This is a genomic window from Arthrobacter sp. P4_H3 (assembly GCF_056400885.1).
In genome coordinates, this window is sequence record NZ_JBFUKK010000019.1 from 23,776 (window position 1) to 40,781 (window position 17,006).

At 63.6% G+C, this 17,006-nt stretch carries 14 protein-coding genes and 1 pseudogene; 1 reads left to right on the forward strand and 14 read right to left on the reverse strand.

Annotation, left to right across the window (positions count from 1 at the left end):
• Positions 1-53 precede the first annotated feature (53 nt).
• From AC1DRE_RS19960 to AC1DRE_RS20025, 14 genes and pseudogenes are all read right to left on the reverse strand, one after another.
• Positions 54-1,055, reverse strand: a complete 1,002-nt coding sequence (locus tag AC1DRE_RS19960; RefSeq protein ID WP_476986238.1) for a sugar phosphate isomerase/epimerase family protein — start codon at positions 1,053-1,055, stop codon at positions 54-56.
• A gap of 1 nt (position 1,056) precedes the next feature.
• Positions 1,057-2,250 carry a Gfo/Idh/MocA family protein gene (locus AC1DRE_RS19965; protein ID WP_476986239.1) on the reverse strand — a complete coding sequence of 398 codons (1,194 nt, stop codon included), beginning with the start codon at positions 2,248-2,250 and terminating at the stop codon, positions 1,057-1,059.
• A gap of 10 nt (positions 2,251-2,260) precedes the next feature.
• Positions 2,261-3,397 carry a Gfo/Idh/MocA family protein gene (locus AC1DRE_RS19970; protein ID WP_476986240.1) on the reverse strand — a complete coding sequence of 379 codons (1,137 nt, stop codon included), beginning with the start codon at positions 3,395-3,397 and terminating at the stop codon, positions 2,261-2,263.
• Complete coding sequence (locus tag AC1DRE_RS19975) at positions 3,394-4,137, reverse strand: sugar phosphate isomerase/epimerase family protein (RefSeq protein WP_476986241.1); 744 nt, start codon at positions 4,135-4,137, stop codon at positions 3,394-3,396. The genes AC1DRE_RS19970 and AC1DRE_RS19975 overlap by 4 nt, the downstream gene beginning before the upstream one ends.
• A 49-nt stretch (positions 4,138-4,186) precedes the next feature.
• Positions 4,187-5,080: a carbohydrate ABC transporter permease gene (locus tag AC1DRE_RS19980; protein ID WP_476986242.1), complete on the reverse strand. Its 894-nt coding sequence runs from the start codon at positions 5,078-5,080 to the stop codon at positions 4,187-4,189.
• Positions 5,081-5,092: 12 nt separating this feature from the next.
• Complete coding sequence (locus tag AC1DRE_RS19985; RefSeq protein ID WP_476986243.1) at positions 5,093-6,049, reverse strand: carbohydrate ABC transporter permease; 957 nt, start codon at positions 6,047-6,049, stop codon at positions 5,093-5,095.
• Positions 6,050-6,051: 2 nt separating this feature from the next.
• Entirely contained in the window at positions 6,052-7,341 is a 1,290-nt protein-coding gene (locus AC1DRE_RS19990; protein ID WP_476986244.1) for a sugar ABC transporter substrate-binding protein, read from the reverse strand.
• Positions 7,342-7,513: 172 nt separating this feature from the next.
• Positions 7,514-8,587: a LacI family DNA-binding transcriptional regulator gene (locus tag AC1DRE_RS19995; protein ID WP_476986245.1), complete on the reverse strand. Its 1,074-nt coding sequence runs from the start codon at positions 8,585-8,587 to the stop codon at positions 7,514-7,516.
• A 255-nt stretch (positions 8,588-8,842) separates the two neighbouring features.
• Positions 8,843-10,307, reverse strand: a pseudogene (locus AC1DRE_RS20000) (glycoside hydrolase family 32 protein).
• Between the two features lie 443 nt (positions 10,308-10,750).
• On the reverse strand, positions 10,751-11,872 hold the full coding sequence (locus AC1DRE_RS20005; protein WP_476986246.1) for an NAD(P)/FAD-dependent oxidoreductase: 1,122 nt from the start codon (positions 11,870-11,872) through the stop codon (positions 10,751-10,753).
• Positions 11,873-11,927: 55 nt separating this feature from the next.
• On the reverse strand, positions 11,928-12,974 hold the full coding sequence (locus tag AC1DRE_RS20010; protein ID WP_476986247.1) for a Gfo/Idh/MocA family protein: 1,047 nt from the start codon (positions 12,972-12,974) through the stop codon (positions 11,928-11,930).
• A complete protein-coding gene (locus AC1DRE_RS20015; protein WP_476986248.1) occupies positions 12,974-13,759 on the reverse strand; it encodes an amino acid ABC transporter ATP-binding protein in 786 nt (261 codons plus the stop codon). Before AC1DRE_RS20015 ends, AC1DRE_RS20010 begins: the two co-directional genes overlap by 1 nt.
• Positions 13,756-14,541 carry an amino acid ABC transporter permease gene (locus AC1DRE_RS20020; protein WP_476986249.1) on the reverse strand — a complete coding sequence of 262 codons (786 nt, stop codon included), beginning with the start codon at positions 14,539-14,541 and terminating at the stop codon, positions 13,756-13,758. The genes AC1DRE_RS20015 and AC1DRE_RS20020 overlap by 4 nt, the downstream gene beginning before the upstream one ends.
• Before the next feature lie 96 nt (positions 14,542-14,637).
• Positions 14,638-15,504 (reverse strand): ABC transporter substrate-binding protein, encoded by an 867-nt coding sequence (locus AC1DRE_RS20025; protein WP_476986250.1) that lies wholly within the window; start codon positions 15,502-15,504, stop codon positions 14,638-14,640.
• 161 nt (positions 15,505-15,665) lie between these two features.
• Between AC1DRE_RS20025 and AC1DRE_RS20030 the strand changes: the two genes are divergently transcribed.
• Positions 15,666-16,796 carry a LacI family DNA-binding transcriptional regulator gene (locus AC1DRE_RS20030; protein ID WP_476986251.1) on the forward strand — a complete coding sequence of 377 codons (1,131 nt, stop codon included), beginning with the start codon at positions 15,666-15,668 and terminating at the stop codon, positions 16,794-16,796.
• The last annotated feature ends 210 nt before the right edge of the window (positions 16,797-17,006 follow it).

A 17,006-nucleotide genomic window follows, 5' to 3' on the forward strand; every position in this document is an offset into this window, starting at 1 on the left:
GGAGACGTCTGTCGCACCGGCCGCACCCGTGACTTCCAGAGAACGAGCAGTGCCTAGTCTTTGCTGCTGAAGGCGGCGTCGAAGCTGGTTTGGGAGGCGGGGAAGTCGAACTTTTTCAGGGCTGCGAGGGCTTCGGGGGCGCCGTGGAGGCGGTCCATGCCGGCGTCTTCCCATTCGATGGAGATGGGGCCGGTGTAGCCGATGGCGGTGAGGGCGCGGAAGGATGATTCCCAGGGGACGTCGCCGCGGCCGGCGGAGACGAAGTCCCAGCCGCGGCGGGGGTCGCCCCAGGGCAGGTGGGAGCCGAGGACGGTGTTCCGGCCGGTGGGCCGGAGCTTGGTGTCTTTGCAGTCCACGTGGTAGAGCCGGTCTTTGAAGTCCCAGATGAAGGAGACGGGGTCGATGCCCTGCCACATGAAGTGGGAGGGGTCCCAGTTCAGGCCGAACGCTTCGCGGTGGCCGATCGCTTCGAGGGTGCGGACGGTGGTCCAGTAGTCGTAGGCGATTTCGGAGGGGTGGACTTCGTGGGCGAAGCGGATGCCGCATTCGTCGAAGACGTCCATGATGGGGTTCCAGCGGTCTGCGAAGTCCTGGTAGCCGGCCTCGATGACTTTTTCCGGGACGGGCGGGAACATCGCGACGTACTGCCAGATGGAGGAGCCGGTGAAGCCGACGACGGTGTCCACGCCGAGGGCTTGGGCGAGCCTGGCGGTGTGTTTCATTTCCTCGGCGGCGCGGGTGCGGACGCCTTCGGGGTCGCCGTCGCCCCAGACCCTGGACCCGACGATGGCTTCGTGGCGGAAGTCGATGGGGTCATCGCACACGGCCTGGCCCTTGAGGTGGTTGGAGATGGCCCAGACCTTCAGGTTGTATTTGGCCAGGACGGCGAGTTTGGCTTCGATGTAGCCGGGTTCGTCCCAGCGCCAGGCGTCCAGGTGGTCCCCGGAGATGGCGATTTCGAGGCCGTCGTAGCCCCAGCCGGAGGCCAGGCGCGCGACTTCCTCGAAGGGCAGGTCGGCCCACTGGCCGGTGAACAGGGTGTACGGGCGGGGCATATCAGGCTCCTTCGGTGGCGAGCGTTGCCTGGTCAACGATGCTCAGGGTGCTCTTGTTGTTGGCTGATTTTTCGACGGCTGCAATGACGCGCTGGACCTGCAGGCCTTCCTCGAACGACGGCGAGGGCTGGCCGCCGTCGACCGCGGTCAGGAAGTCCCGGATCTGGTGAGTGAACGTATGCTCCCAACCGATCACATGGCCTTGCGGCCACCATGCCTCCATGAACGGGTGCTCGGGTTCGTTGACCAGGATCCGGCGGAACCCCTGCTCCCGGACCGGGACTGTGGCGTCCAGGAAACTGAGCTCGTTGAACGATTCGAGGTTGAAGGTCATGGCGCCCTTCGTGCCGTAAACCTCGATTTGGAGGCTGTTCTTCTGGCCGGTGGCCACCCGGGATGCTTCGACTGAGGCGCCGATGTCTCCGGTGAGCCAGAAGGTTGCCCACGCGGCGTCGTCCACGGTGACGTCCTCCAGCCCGTCCGGACCTGGGCGCTGGGTTACGAACGTTTTGAGGACCCCGGAGGCCTCGAGGATGGTTTCCCCGGTGAGGTATTGGATCTGGTCGATGGCGTGGGAGGCGATGTCGCCCAGCGCGCCGGATCCGGCGGTTTCCTTGCGGAGGCGACAGCTCATGGGGGACCCGGCGTCGGAGAGCCAGTCCTGCAGATAGGCAGCCCGGACGTGCCGGACCGTCCCAAGCCTGCCTTCGGTGATGAGTTCCTTGGCCAAAGCCAGGGCGGGGACGCGGCGGTAGTTGAACCCGATCATGGACTGCACGCCCTTGGCGCGGGCGGCACGCGCGGCTACGGTCATGGATTCGGCCTCGGCCAGGGTGTTTGCCAGTGGCTTTTCCACCAGGACGTGCTTGCCGGCTTCCAACGCCGCGATGGCGATTTCCGCGTGCATCCAGCCCGGGGCGCAGATATCCACGATATGGATGTCATCGCGTTCCAGGACCTGGCGCCAGTCCGTGGCCGACTCGGCCCAGCCGTACTTCGCCGCGGCCTCGGCAACCTGCCCGGCGTCCCGGCCCACGAGGACCTTCTGCTCGAAGGCCGGGACGTCAAAGTACGACGCCACGTTCCGCCACGCGTTCGAGTGGGCCTTGCCCATAAACGCGTAGCCGATCATCGCCACGCCCAGGGTCGGGTTTGCTGGGGCAGTGGTGCCGTCCGTGCTTTCGGGGGAGTTCATTGCGTGATTCCTAGAGAGTGGAAGCGGTAGGGTCCCAGTCCGCGGGGAGGGCCGGGGACGCGGGCGCGGAGCTTTCGACGTTGATAAAGGCACCGGATTCCACTGACTCGGAAATCGAGACCATGGTGTCCAGCACATGGTAGGCAAGGTTGCCGGTCGCGCGGTGCGGGACTCCGGCCCGGAGGGAGCGGGCCATGTCCAGCACGCCCATGCCGCGCCCGTTGGCCGGTCCCGTGGCGGGAATGGTTTCCGCTTCTTCGGTTCCCGCCCGCCACAGCCTGATGTCGCCGTCGAAATAGTTCGGGTCCGGCAGTTCCAGGGTGCCCTCGGTGCCGGTGATCTCCACGAAACCCATCCGGAGGCGCGGGGACTCGAAGCTGAAGACGCTGTGCGACGAGGCACCGCCCTCGAACTGGAGCATCGCACTGACGTGCGTGGGAACCTCGACGGCGAATTTCTCGCCGGCCTTGGGCCCGGAACCGACCACGCGGACTTCCTTGGCTTTGGACCCGACGGCGGCGACCTTCCGGACCGAGCCGAACGTCTGGACCAGCGCGGTGAGGTAGTACGGGCCCATATCGAACAGCGGCCCCGCACCGTTCTGGAAGAGGAACGCCGGATTCGGATGCCAGGACTCCGGGCCGGGGGTCTGGAACATGGTCAGGGCTGTCAACGGTGTGCCGATATCACCGCGTTCGATGATCCGGCGGGCCGTCTGCAGGCCGGCGCCCAGGAAGGTATCCGGTGCGCAGCCGAGGCGGAAGGCCGCGGCGTCAGCCGTTTTCAGCAGCCCTAGCCCGGACTCACGGTCCAGCGAGAACGGCTTCTCGGTCCAGACATGCTTGCCGGCGTTGACGGCAGCCGTGGCCACCTCAACGTGGGCTGCCGGGACAGTCAGGTTCACGATGATCTCGACGTCGGGGTGGTTCAGGGCCGCGTCCACGCCACCCCACCCGGGGATGCCGTATTCCTTGGCCCGCGCTTCCGCGGCTTCCTCGAACAGGTCCGCGATGACGTGGATTTTCAGGTCCGGGAAGACCGTCAGGTTGTCCAGGTACTGCTTGCTGATGTTGCCTGCGCCGATGACGGCGACGCCCACCGGCCCCCGGCGGGTGGAAGGGGTGGACTGTTGCGTTGCGGCGCTCATGCGCTCAGGTCCTGTGCTGCGTTCAGGAAGGCGAGGCTCTCGGCGATGCCTTCGAAAATGTCTCCGGCGTAGTCGTCGAACTCCACGACGCCCACTTCCAGGGACTTCGCGGCGCCGATGACATCCCACACGGCGATTGTGCCCTGGCCGGCTGGCTGCTGGGCTTTGGTGTCCCTAGTGCCGGGGCCGTCCTTGATGTGGATGAACTTCACCCTGTCACCGAGGCGGGCGAGCAGCTCCACAGAGTCCTGGCCACCGACGGCGGCCCAGTAGGTGTCGAGTTCCAGGACCAGCTCCGGGTCCAGAAGGCCTTCGAAGTACTCCAGGGCCGTGGTGCCTTCGATAATGGACTCAAGTTCCCAGGCGTGGTTGTGGTAACCGACGCGGATGCCGTATTCCGCGGCCTTCTTCGCCGCGGCGTTGAGCTTGGCCGCGGTGGCCTGAATGTCCCCGGCCTGCTGCCAGTGCTCGGCGGGCAGGTACGGGTCGATGACGGTGCTGATGCCGAGTTCCTTCGCGGCGGCGAAGATTTCGTCCTGGTCCTGGCTCAGCAGGGGAGCGTGGCCGGAGGGTGCTGTGAGCCCGTTCTCCCGCAAGGCTGCGCCGAGCTCCTTGGCCGTGGCCACGAAGTTGTACGGCTCCACCTGCGTGAAGCCGATCTCCGCGACTTTCCTGATGGTGCCGGGAAGGTCTTCCTGCATTGCATCGCGCAGGGTGTACAGCTGGATGGAATAGTGCATTCGTTTCCTTGGTAAAAGGGGGCTGGTAGGTAGGTTTGCTTGGCGGTGGCTACTTGATGCCGGTCGCCGCTACGCCCTGGATGAAAAAGCGCTGCAGGGCTATGAACAGGGCAACGATGGGGGCGATGACCAGCACCGCACCTGCCAGCAGCAGGCCGTAGTCTGTTGCGTTCTGGCCGGTCGAGTACAGGGACAAAGCGACGGGCAGCGTGTATTTTTCTTCGCTTTGGGCGGCCACGAGTGGCCAGAGGAAGTTGTTCCAGGAGCCGAGGAAGGTGAGGATTCCGAGGGTTGCCAGCGGAGGCCCGCACAAGGGCATGACGATCCGGGTGAATGTCCGCAGCTCTCCGGCCCCGTCGATTCTGGCTGCCTCGATCAGGGACTCCGGTATCCCCATCATGAACTGCCGCATCAGGAAGACCCCCAGGGGCGAGACCAGGAAGGGCAGGATCAGCGCCGGGTAGGTGTTGACCAGACCCAGCTTGCTGACCATCACAAACAGCGGCACGAAGGTGACCACGCCGGGCACCATGAGGGTGACCATGATGCCCAGGAACAGGACGCGCTTGCCGGCGAAGTCCATTTTCGCCAGCGCGTACCCGACCATTGAGCAGAACAGCAGATTCCCCAGGACTGTAAACACTGCAACGAGCAGGCTGTTCATGAAGAAGCGGTCGATGTGCAGCTCACTGAACCAGCGCACGTAGTTATCCAGGGTAGGGTCCTGCGGCCACCAGGTCACGGGCCGCCGCAGCAGTTCCCCCTGGGTTTTGAAGGACCCGAGCAGCATCCAGACAAAGGGCAGAATCGTCGCGGCTCCGGCGAGAACAAGCGCGGCGTAAACCCACGCCCGCCCTGCCCACTTTGAGGAGAGCTTGGGGCGCGGTGTGGACGGTCGGGGAGTGGGGCGATCCCGCAGCGGTGCGGTTTTTGTATCGATCATTGTCTGCTCGCTTCAGTCTTTGGAGCGGAGGGCACGGAATTGGATCAGGCTCAGCAGCGCGATGGCCACGAACAGCACGTAGCTGGCGGCCGACGCCAGCCCGTATTTGCCGAATCCGAACTGGTTGAAGGTGAAGTAACTCACCGACAGGGTGGAATCCAGAGGTCCGCCCTTGGTCATCACGAAGGGTTCTTCGAAGAACTGAAGGAAGCCTACGGACAGCATTACCGCGCCCAGCAGCAGGGTGGGCCGCAGGATGGGCAGGGTGATCCGGATGAACCTCTGCCATGCGTTGGCGCCGTCAACCTGCGCCGCTTCCAGCACGTCCACGGGAACGTTCTGCAGTCCGGCCAGGAAGATAATCATCAGCGTGCCCATGTTGCGCCAGACAGCCATCATGATCATCGCCGGCATCGACCATTCGGTGCTGTTCAGCCAGTCCGGACCGGCAATGCCGACCCAGCCCAGCACGATGTTCAGAAGCCCGTCCGGTTGAAGGATGAACCTCCACACAACGGCGACGGCGACGATGCTGGTCACAACCGGGGTGTAGAAGCCGACCCTGAAGGCGCTTCGGAACCGGGTGATGCCATTGTTCAGCGCCACCGCCAGGGCCAGGCCGACGGCCATCGTCAACGGGATCCCGACGATCACGAAGTAGCCGGTGTTCAGCAGCGAGTGAAGGAACTGCTGGTTGCCGAAGAGCGCCGCGAACTGGTCCAGGCCGACGAACCCTACGCCGAAGGGATTCCGGACGTCCTTGCTGGTGAAGTCCGTAAAGGACAGCACGAAGGAGGAAAACAGCGGGACCAGCATGAAGAAGCCGAAAATGAGGACGAACGGCAAGGCGAAAAGCCAGGCAATAACAGACTGCCGGCGGCGTCTGGCGGCAGGGCCGCGACGCTCGGGGGCCCTGGGCGGGCGGACAGCCCGAATGCTGTCCGCCCGCCCGGTTTCAGTGGTGACCATGATTACTTGCCGGTCCCGATTTTGTCCGCGGTCGCCTGCAGCTCTTTCATTGCCGCTGCGGGGTCCATCCCGGACTTGACGATCTTTTCCAGCTCGGAGTCAGCTGCGCCGGCGACCTCAGTCCAGGTGGGGATCGTGGGCGGGAAGTTGGTGTCCTTCAGCTGCTCACCGAAAACGGCGAGTTTTTTGTCGTTGGCCAGCACGGGGTCCTTCCAGGTGCTTTCAACTGCGGGCAGGCTTCCTGAGACCTTGTACCATTTGGCCTGCACCTCGGGCTTGGAGAACCACTGAGCCAGCTTCCAGGCTCCGTCCCGGTTTTTGGCGTCCTTGAAAACCGTCAGGTTCGATCCGCCGATGAAGGAGGTCCCGGTAACTTTCTTGGGGATCTTGGCCACCATGTACTTGTCCTCGAAACCGGCCCCGCCGGCCTTGTTGATCTGCCCGAGAAGGCCCGGTCCGGCGATCAGCACCGGAGCGGTGCCGTTGACAAAGGCCGCTTCACCGGCGCCGGCCCCCGTCTCGGGGTTCTTGTTGGCCAGTCCGTCGGCGAAGAAGCCCTGGTAGTACTTCAGTGCTTCGACGATTTCAGGGGTGTCGAAGGTCCACTTGGAGTTGTCCTTGGTGATGAATTCAGCGCCGTTGGACCAAAGGAACGGAAGCATGCCTTGGAAGTCCTTGACCGGCAGCTGGAAGGGGTCTTTCACGCCTGGCTGGGCCTTGAGGGCTTTCGCCATGTCAGTCAGGCCCTCCCAGGTGGTGGGGAATTCGGTATAGCCGGCTTTTTCCGCCAGATCCTTACGGAAAAAGAACACGCGGGTGTCGACGTACCACGGGACACCCACCGCTGTACCGCCGACCTCTGTCGATTTGACCGAACTGGGCAGGAACCCTGACGTATCGATCTCGGCAGGCTTCGGATCGAAGGCGTCACCGAAGTCAGTCATCATCGTCGTGCCCATCTGGGCGATATCCGGTGTGGTGCCTCCGGCAATGGCTGCCTGGTACTTGTTGACCGCGGCATCCCAGGGGATGGCCGTGACATTGACCTTCACGTCGGGGTTCTCCGCCTCGAAATCCTTCACGAACGCCGGAAGTAACTCTGCTTCCCCGCCCTGGGCCCAGAGATTGACCGTGCCGGTGGCGGCTCCGCTCGAGATCGCCTTGCCGGTCGCCTCGCCCTTGGAGGCTTCACTGCCGCCGCGCCCGCAACCAGTCAGCAGTAACCCGGCAACCAGCCCGAGGGCAGCCGCCTTCCTAAGCCGGACACCTGTGTCCGTAGGGGCCTGGATCATGTTCGTTCCCTTCAATCAGGCGCCTAGGGCGCCAACAGTTAGACGAGTCCCCCCGATTGATGCGCTTAGATATGAGGATTTGAAATTGCCTCAATGCGCTTAGATCGGTGGTTGAGAGTTAATCTAAGCGCATTACTGTGACTTTGACAACACTTTCCCGCAATCGGCGGAGTTAGTTTCCCTGTGTGCTGCAGCCGCAGCTTTCCCGCACGGCAAGCCGGACAGGCAGCTGCCTGTGTGCAGGGGGAGCAGCGGGGTCCGTCAGGGCGTCTGCAAGGATTTCGACCGCCGTGCGTCCGATCAGTTCCATCGGCTGGCGAATGGTGGTCAGGGACGGTCGGGCAAGTCGGCCGGCAACGATACCGTCAAAACCAGTTACCGCCACCCGGTCCGGGACCGGGACTCCGGCGGCCTTGAGCGTCTCCATGACGACCAAAGCCTCCTGGTCGTTGGCGCAGACGAAACAGTCAGGGAGAGAGCCAGAGCCTAGCAGATCCGCGATGAGCCCGGCAGTCACGGCACTCGCGCCGGGACGGCTCTCCAGAGGCGGCAAAACCTCCAGTCCGTGCGCGTTCAGGGCAGTCCTGAACGCGTTGTACCTGGCCTCTGTCTCGGCGTTTGGGATGCTGACGAACATGAATCTCCGGAACCTGTGAACGCCGATCAGGTGCTCCATCAACTGCCGGATGCCCGAGGCATTGTCTATCGTGACGTGGTGGAGCCTGCTGTCGCCGGAGGGGTCGGAAAGTTCAACAACGGGGACTCGGCCAGAGATCCGACGGGTTACCTCGGTGGTAATGGTGCGGGCAAAAACGATCAGGCCGTCCACCCGGCCTGCGATGTCGGTCACCGCCCTTTCGCTGCTTGCCTTGTTGCCGCCACCAAGCATGAGCGCGTATCCCCGGCTGAAGCACTCCAGCTCGACCCCGCGCTGAACCTCGTCCACCCATATCGGAAACAGCCGGTAATCGTCATTGGGCTCCGAGCCAGCGACGGCGCCGTCTCCCTGTGCCTCCGGCAGCAGATTCAAGTAGTCGAACGAAAACAGTCCCAGGGCTCCGGTCCGGCCCTTGGCCAGCCCGCGGGCGCTGGCGCTCGGCACATATCCCAGCGCCCGTGCAGCATCCAGGACCGAGTTCCTCGTTGACTCCTTGACGCGGTGAGGCTGCGTGAAAGCAAACGAAACTGTGGCGATCGAAACCCCCGCCTGCTCGGCAACGTCATAAACCGTCGGACCCTTGACCATCGCTATTGCTTCCTTCCAGAGAACTATGCGCTTAACAATAGGCCGTGAAACAGCCGCGAGGACTCTAATCCTCACCACGACTTATGCCGGTTCCCGGTTGCCGGGTGGTCTTCGGCCCTTTCGGGCCGTGCTGGGTGCTGCCGACGAGGCTCCAGGGGTCGTCCCGGGTCACTTTGGTCTTCTGCCTCGAGCCAGGCCCGACATCGCGATGCCACACCCGGGGTACCCCTGTCGGTCTGGAAGCCGCAGCCTTTGTCAGTCCAGCGTGGTGAGCGTCAGTGAGGAAACGGTCGCGGTTCCTCCGGAGGCGTAGACCGCCACGCTGACGCTTTCCGGGTCCGGGAAGATCAGTTCGGTCATGGTGACCTGTCCGTCCTGCGCGAAGATCTCCACCGAGCAGTGGTCCACAAAAATACGCAGGTCATATGATCCTCCCGTTGCCTGCAGCGGTGCACTGTCGATGGATGCGAAGGCCTCGTGGAAGTCCGTGTTGCCCGAGGCTGTCCTGTCCACCGTGAGCCGGCCATCCCCTGGACGGATGCCGACTCGCGTCCCGTCATTGCCGTTGCCTCGGATCACGAGGCCGAATTCTTCCGCGGAGCCGGGAACAAACGTGGCCTCGACAAGTTGCACGGCGGTGCCGCCCTCCACAGGGTGGAGGCCGGCGTCGAGGTTGAGCCCTGTGTACGCGACCATGCGCGCGGGAGCCGCATCGGCTTCGCAGACGGCCCGCTGGCAGAGACGGAGTTGTCCGTTGGAGGTGATGAGTGAAACTTCGCGTGCGAGCGACATCGGGCTGCGCCAGGGCGCGGTCGGGATGTTGTTGCCGTACTGCCAGTTGTTCATCCACCCGAGCATGAGCCGGCGTCCGTCCGGGACGTTGTTGAAGGACACCGCGGCGTAGTAGTCCCTGCCCCAGTCGAGCCAGAGGTATTCGCTTAGGCGCGCTGGGTCCTGCAGGCCCTCGGTAACGGTGGTTGCCGAGCTGAACCTTACGCCGTCGAAGTGGCCGACGAAGTACTGTCCGGCGGAGCCCCCGTTGGGCCCGCCGGGATTGAGGTTGACGGTGAGGACCCATTTGATGTCGTCCTCATTGCCATCCAGGGGCAGGGGGAACAGGTCCGGGCATTCCCATACACCCCCTGTGCCGTTGGCGGGTCCGAAGCTGCTGAGATGTTCCCACGTTTTCAGGTCATCGGAGCGGTAGAGCACCACCGTGCAGTCGTGGGCTTCGACGGCGACCATAACCCAGTAGCTGCCGGCCGGGCCGCTATAGCGGAACACCTTCGGGTCCCGAAAATTTGCGGACTGGCGGTCCAGGACCGGGTTGGCGTGGTACTTGGTCCAGGTATAACCGCCGTCGGTGCTCCACGCGAGCGACTGGGCCTGGTGTCCGTAGTGGGGCGAGCCCTGCTTGAACGCGCTGGTGTAGATGGCCACAAGAGGGGCAGCCAGCGGGCCTCCGAGTCCACTGGTGTTGTACTCGTCCCAGACAATGCTGCCGGAGTAGATGTCTTCGGATTCGTCGCAGGTGATGGCGACCGGCTGCTCGGTCCAGGTCATTTCCCCAGACGTTCCCGAACGGGTTGTTCTGGTAATACAGGTGGTACGTGCCGTCGTGGAAGATCAGCCCCTTGGGATCGTTCAGCCAGGTGTCTTTGCTGGCATAGTGGAATGCCGGCCGGAATGCCTCGTTCACCGGGGAAGAAACGGCTGTCATAGCGTGGGGTCCTCTTTCATCGTGCAGGTGGATCTGAAACCGGGCGTCGGCAGCGTGGCCCTTGGCCGGCGGTTGGAGAGAGTGTGGAGACCACTGCCTGAATGACTTATGCGCTTAGATCCTAGCGGCGTTGACATCACCCTCGCTAGTGGCGCGGCTTGTCGGGTTGACGTCCTGTGAGTGCTCACAAACTGCGGTTACGAGGTCCACGACAGGCCGCACGACGAGCAGAGTGAGGATCCCTGGTAGCCGCGTCTCGCATGTGACCACCAGTTCGAACCGCCGCTCGACACAGAGGCCTGGTGCCCAGGCCTTTCAACCGACCCGCCCGCAAGTCGCGCATCAGATAATTAGCGACGAGACCTGGCCGGGATTCCGCGCCCCGAAGAGACGGCCCGGGCAGTGCAGGCAGGGCCGGTGTGAGGGTCCTGCCTGCATGCGGTTTACGAGAAGCGTCCCGGTCTGAAGGCGGCAAGCATGGGGTGTTTGTTGCCCGTCATGATCTCGCCGGAGAGGAGTTCGCCGGCGATGAGCCCGAGCGTGGCGCCGGAGTGCGTGAAGGCTACGAAGCAGCCGGGCATCTGGTCCAGTTCGCCGAAGACAGGTTCGCCGTCGCCGGGAATGGGCTTGTAGCCGATCTTCCACGATGCCGGCTTGAGGTCGGGGTTGCCGGCGATGAGTTTGGACGCCTCGTCGGCCAGTTCCTGGACCACTTCGTCGGGAATGCTGAACGTGCCGTCCGCATGCTCGGTGATGTGTTCCTCGTACCAGTCGTGGTCCAGTGCAAAGGTGTTGCCGGGGTTGGGGCGAACAGCGGCCCGCGGCGTATTCATCACGGTCTTTACATCGTGATCCACGGGTTTGGTCAGGACGAGCATGGAAACGGGCGAACCATTGGGGATGTGGACGCCGAGGGGTGCGACGACGGCGGGCGTCGCGGCGCCGCACGCCACTAGTACAGCATCGGCCTCGTAGTTCTCGCCGGCCGCTGTCTCGACACCGGTGGCCCGTCCGCCGTCGACCGTTACGGAGGCTTTGCCGGCGTTGAGGACCAGCTTCCCGCCGCAGGCGTGGAACTCCTCCATGAGGAATTCCACCAGGTCCGGGAGGCTGACCCAGCCTTCGCCGGGATTGAAGATGGCGTTTTCCGGTACTGCACTGGAATCAATGCCGGGGGTGACGGCTGCGATTTCTTCGGGTGCGAGCAGCCTGGAGTCGTAGCCGATGGACTTCTCGTAGGCGTGGCGGGCATCGGTTACGGCGTGCTGTCCGGCCGCATTCCACATGAGGCCGCCGTCGAACTGGAGCCACTCTCTTGCCGGATTTTGAGCGAAGAGGGTGCGGTAGCGGTCCACGCCCGCCACCCGCAGCTGGTGGTACGGCGTGGACCGCTCGCCGGCGGAATTGAGCCAGGAGAGGGATCGGCCGGTGGCTTCACTGGCGAGGCCGCGTTCGGTCAACAGGATTACGGATGCGCCTTGGCGGAGCAGGTGGACGGCAGTGGAGACGCCGAGGATGCCGCCGCCGATGACGGCGACGCGTTTGGGTGAGGCGGTGGAGGACATGCGTCTTCCCTTCTTGTTCGTTGGTTGGTCAGTTGCCCGCGGGCTGGCCCGGCGGTTAGGCGAAGGCGTGAATTTTTTCGACGATGCTCAGGACTTCGAGGGACTCGGAAGGCTTGACCGGCAACTTCTCCCGGCCGCGGATGGCCCCAGCGAGTTGGCGGTAGAACCCCGGATAGTTGCCTCGCTGGGCGGGAACGGGCGTTGTGTTGCCGTCAATACCCAGGGCCCCCCATGAGTCCTGGGGCTCAACGCCGTAGGCGGGATCCGAGGGTTTCAGTCCGGCAGCGAGGGCTGGTTCCTGGCCGTCCAGGCCCCATTTGGTGTAGCCGGCCTTGGAGCCCAGGACGTGGAAGCGCGGGCCGCCTTGGGCGGCCATGCCGTTCATCCACAACCTGGACCGGACCCCGGATTCGTGGAACAGGGACACGAAGGCTTCGGTATCGGCGCCCTCTGGATGTCCGTGGTTGGCGGTCTCTCCGTAGCTGTCCTGGACCGGACCGAAAAGCTGGATGGCTTGGTCGATCAGGTGGGCGCCGAGGTCGTGGAGTATGCCGCCGCCGTCCGTCAGGGAGGCAGTGTCCCGCCAGTTCCCGAATCCTTCCGGCCGCCACCACTCGAACCGCGACTCGAACGTGCGGATTTCACCCAGCGCTCCTTCCCGGACGAGTTTCTGGAGCGTCAGGAAGTCGGCATCCCATCGGCGGTTTTGGAACACCGTCAGATACACACCGGCGTCGGATGCCTGGGAGATAAGCGCCTGGCCCTCGGCCGATGTGGTGACAAACGGCTTGTCCACCACCACCTGAAGACCATGCGTTATTGCCGTTGCAGCCAGATCGAAGTGCGTGAGCGGGGGAGTGCCGACGATGATGAGGTCAAGGTCCGCGGCCAGAGCGAACAGGGCCTCCGCTGTCGGAACAATCCGGACCTTCGGGTAGAGCCGGGTCGCCTCAGCCGCACGCTCCGGATCCGCCGTCACGATCACGTCGAGGGAGTAACCGGGATCCGCCTCGATCAGCGGTGTGTGGAAGACCCTGCCTGAGATCCCAAAACCCACGACGGCGGTCCTGATGGGTGCCGCCGCAGCTGCGGTGCCCCCCATCAGAGCACTTCCGACAGGAATCGCTGGAGGCGTTCACTGCGGGGATTATCGAAGAGCTCGGCGGGCGTACCGGCCTCCACCACTTCGCCTTCATCCATGAACACGACCTGGTCGGCTACCTTGCGGGCGAAACCCATTTCGTGGGTGACGACCAGCATGGTCATGCCGCGTTTGCCGAGCCCGGCCATGAGGTTCAGCACGCCCTTGACGAGCTCCGGATCCAAGGCGCTGGTGGCCTCGTCGAAGAGCATCACCTCTGGCTCCATGGCCAGGGCGCGCGCGATGGCGACGCGCTGTTGCTGGCCGCCGGAAAGATCCCTGGGCCGGTGGTCCGCACGCTCCGCGAGACCCACCTCGGCGAGGCGGCGGCGGGCGCGTTCCCGCGCTTCGGTCTTGGGCATTCCCTTGACGCTCCAAAGCGCCAGGGCCACGTTCTCGAGGGCCGTGTGGTCCGGAAAGAGATTGAAGTGCTGGAAGACCATTCCAATGCGGGCCCGCAAGATGTCCGGTTTGACCTCGAGGGCACTCTCGCCGGCCAGCAGGACGTCCCCGCTCGTGGGTTCGTGGAGACGGTTGACCCCTCGCAAGAGGGTGGACTTGCCTGATCCGGAAGGCCCGATGATGCAGGTGGTGGTACCCGGGGCGACGGTGAGGCTGACGTTGCGCAGCACCTTGATGTCGCCGTAGGCCATGGTCAGGTTCTTTAGTTCCAGACTGGAGCCGTGGAAGGTCTCGATGTCCGGAACCGAATTGTTCGTGCTGGTGCTGCTGCTTGTGAGGTTCACGTGTTGCTCCCGGTAATCAGCGGCGAGGCCGCGTCGAGTTCCTTGACTTCCTGCAGTCCGCTTGTGGGGGCGGACGGACGGCGCCCGGTCCTGAACCTGCTGTCGAAGTAGTTGACCAGGTGGGTCAGGGGCACCGTGATCAGGAGGTAGAAGATGCCCGCCATGACCAGGGGGGAGAGGTTTCCGGACAGTACTGCCGCGTCCTGGCCCACGCGGAAGAGCTCACGTTCAGTAACGAGCAGTCCCAGGAAGTAGACCAGCGAGGAATCCTTGACGATCGCTATGAACTGGTTGACAAGCGCCGGCAGGACTCTGCGAATGCCCTGCGGAACCACTACCAGCGCCATGGACTTGGCGTAGCTCATGCCCAGTGCGCGACAGGCTTCGCCTTGCCCCTTGTCAACGCTCTGGATGCCGGCACGGAAAATCTCGCCAATGTAGGCGCTGGCGATCAGGCTCAGCGCGATGATCCCCAAGGGATAGGGCGACGGGCCGAAGATCGACTGGCTCAGACGCGCGAATCCTTGGCCAATCAGCAGGATAGTGAGGATGGCGGGGAGGCCGCGAAAGAGATCGGTGTAGATCCGGGCCGGCACACGGAGCCATTTCGAGGGGGAGATGCCCATGACTGCGACGACCATGCCAAGCGCCACGCCGATGATGGTGGCGGCGATGGAGATGATGAGGGTGTTAAGAAGACCGACTCCCAGTAGCTGGGGCAGGACTTCGGCCATTGCGCCGAAGTCGAAGAAGGTGCGGATGATGGTGTTGAACCAGTCCATGGGTTGCTCCCAGACGTAGGTAGCTTGTGAATCCCGGGCGGGCCGCGATGCGCGGCCCGCCCGGTCCTGAGCCGGATTGTTCGCCGGCGGTGGTGCTTACTTGCTGGGGGTCGGCGTGGCTTTCTGCTCAGCCTTGGGCAAGTACTGCTCGGGCATCGGGGAGCCGGGGAACCACTTCTGGTACAGCTTCTTCCAGGTGCCGTCCTCCATCGCCGCAGCGAGACCGTTGTTCAAAGCGTCCCTGAAGGCTGCTTTGCCCTTGGCGATGGCGAATCCGGCGGGCGCGTCGAAGGACGGAATGTCTGCCGCACTGACCAGGCCGTGCTGTTCCTCATAGGCCTTGGCGGCTTCGTAGTCCAGGAAATGGGCGTCCACGGTGCCGCTGTTCACAGCGGCAATGGCGGTGTTGTTGTCCGGGAATCGCACCAGGTTGGCCGACGTGAAGTTCTTGACCGCGTAGGCTTCCTGCAGTGTTCCCTGGACCACGCCGAGCCGTTTGCCGGACAGGCCGGCGGCGTCCTTGATGCCCGAGGTCTTCGTGGTGATGACCGTCAGGTAGCCTGCGAGATAGCCATCGGAGAAGTCGACTGTTTCCTTGCGCTTGTCCGTGATGCCGATGGCGGCCACGCCGACATCGAACTGGCCGTTGGCCACGGCGGAGAGCAGCCCGGAGAAGTCCTGTCCGGTGAAAACCACGTTGTCCACGCCGGCACGGTGGGCCACGTCCTTGAAGAGCTCGACGTCGAAGCCGGTGAAGTTACCCTGCGCATCGGCGAAGGTATAGGGCTTTGAGTCGCCAAGGCTGGCTACCCTTATGGTGCCCGGCTGTATCAGGCCGTAGGGGTTGTCCGCTGCGGTCGAGGATGATGCGGGAGTCGATCCTGCGCAGCCTGACAGCGCGAGGAGTGCCGCGACGGCACCAGCGACGACCGCTCCGGGGCGGAAGTTGAATCGTTTGCTCAAGGGTATTCCAATCGTGGGAAGCAGGGCGGATAGCTTTTATCGTGGGGAATCTCTTGTTGAGTCCGGTCTCAACCGCTACGATTGAGACCGGACTCACAAGGGTTGCTACGAATGTAACCCAAGCCACATTGGCCGTCAAGGCCTCTTTTCGGAAGGCCGAAATGATCAGTAATGGATCCAGGCGACGTGACATCACGGTCGCGGACGTCGCAAAAGCCGCCAACGTGTCCAAAGCCCAGGCGGCACGTGCTTTGGGGAATTACGGCGCCGTGAGCGAGGACGTTCGGGAGCGGGTCCTGGCTGCTGCAGAGGAGCTTTCCTACCGTCCGAATGAGCTCGCCCGCAGCATGAATACGGGAAAATCACACACTATCGGCGTTGTGGTGGGGGACATCGAAAACCCTCACTTCGGCCTGGCCACGCGAGGCATTACGGACACCGCGAAGAAGAGCGGCTACAACGTTATTCTCGTCAATACCGACGAGGAAGAAACGGCCGAAGTGGAGGCCGTCCAGGTGCTCTTGGACAAGCGGGTTGACGGCCTCATCGTGGCACCCGCGTCGTCCGTGGAAACAGAACATCTACGGCGCATCTACGATTCCGGGCGTCCTTTGGTCCTTCTTGACCGGGCCGCCGCAGGGCTTGAGGTCGAGACCTTCGCAGTTGACATGACGGCGATCTCCTACGAGTCCACGCGGTATCTGCTTGAGGCCGGGCACCGGCGGATCGCATTCGTCTCGACCCTCAAAACGGACCGGCCATATGTCGCGGGCATGGAATTGGCCTCCTCGCAGATCTCCGAGCGGCTGGACGGCATGCGGCGTGCGTTCGACGAGAAGGGCCTCAGCCAACCTGTGGATCTGGTCCGGCTCAATGCCGGCGACGCTGAATCCATCAAGGGGATCACCAGGGGCCTGTTGGAAGGACCGGATGCGGCGACGGCCATCGTTGCCTCGGATGGTCTTATCGCGTTGAGCATCGTGGAGGCCATCCAGGAACTGGGACTGTCCATTCCCGCAGATGTCTCCTTCCTGATGTACGACGACTTCGCGTGGACTCGCCTCACTACGCCGCCCCTCACCGTTATTGCCCAGCCTGTCTATGAGATGGGGATAGCGGCCGCCAGTGCCCTCATTCGGCAGATCGAAGGACGCAAACAATCCGCACCCGCTACGGAACTCACGGCGCGACTGGTCCGCCGCGGTTCCGTGGGGTCGCCCGCGCCCGAGAAGCGTTCAGCTGACGGCGGGGCGGGCCATACGAAAAATCACAATCAGTTCACTCCTGCTTGACCGAAATCCGCTATCGGCCTTCCAAGCGGACGCAGACTTTGGAAGTAGCAGACTTCCACGGAAGTCCGTGTCTTCCCTCCCTGATAAGTCGAGACCTCAAGTCGGGGCCCATCGGAGACAGTGAAGGACTGGCCATCACACCAGCGGCAAGTTTGGAGAGGCCTGTTGAGCACGACGTCAGTGCCCACCTGTCCCCACTAACGTCTTCGA

Coding starts and splice junctions, on each gene's coding strand:
- AC1DRE_RS19965 (WP_476986239.1), bottom strand. CDS start 2,250: ATGAACTCCCCCGAAAGCACGGACGGCACCACTGCCCCAGCAAACCCG.
- AC1DRE_RS19960 (WP_476986238.1), bottom strand. CDS start 1,055: ATGCCCCGCCCGTACACCCTGTTCACCGGCCAGTGGGCCGACCTGCCC.
- AC1DRE_RS19975 (WP_476986241.1), bottom strand. CDS start 4,137: ATGCACTATTCCATCCAGCTGTACACCCTGCGCGATGCAATGCAGGAA.
- AC1DRE_RS19985 (WP_476986243.1), bottom strand. CDS start 6,049: ATGGTCACCACTGAAACCGGGCGGGCGGACAGCATTCGGGCTGTCCGC.
- AC1DRE_RS19970 (WP_476986240.1), bottom strand. CDS start 3,397: ATGAGCGCCGCAACGCAACAGTCCACCCCTTCCACCCGCCGGGGGCCG.
- AC1DRE_RS19990 (WP_476986244.1), bottom strand. CDS start 7,341: ATGATCCAGGCCCCTACGGACACAGGTGTCCGGCTTAGGAAGGCGGCT.
- AC1DRE_RS20010 (WP_476986247.1), bottom strand. CDS start 12,974: ATGGGGGGCACCGCAGCTGCGGCGGCACCCATCAGGACCGCCGTCGTG.
- AC1DRE_RS20005 (WP_476986246.1), bottom strand. CDS start 11,872: ATGTCCTCCACCGCCTCACCCAAACGCGTCGCCGTCATCGGCGGCGGC.
- AC1DRE_RS20030 (WP_476986251.1), top strand. CDS start 15,666: ATGATCAGTAATGGATCCAGGCGACGTGACATCACGGTCGCGGACGTC.
- AC1DRE_RS19980 (WP_476986242.1), bottom strand. CDS start 5,080: ATGATCGATACAAAAACCGCACCGCTGCGGGATCGCCCCACTCCCCGA.
- AC1DRE_RS19995 (WP_476986245.1), bottom strand. CDS start 8,587: ATGGTCAAGGGTCCGACGGTTTATGACGTTGCCGAGCAGGCGGGGGTT.
- AC1DRE_RS20020 (WP_476986249.1), bottom strand. CDS start 14,541: ATGGACTGGTTCAACACCATCATCCGCACCTTCTTCGACTTCGGCGCA.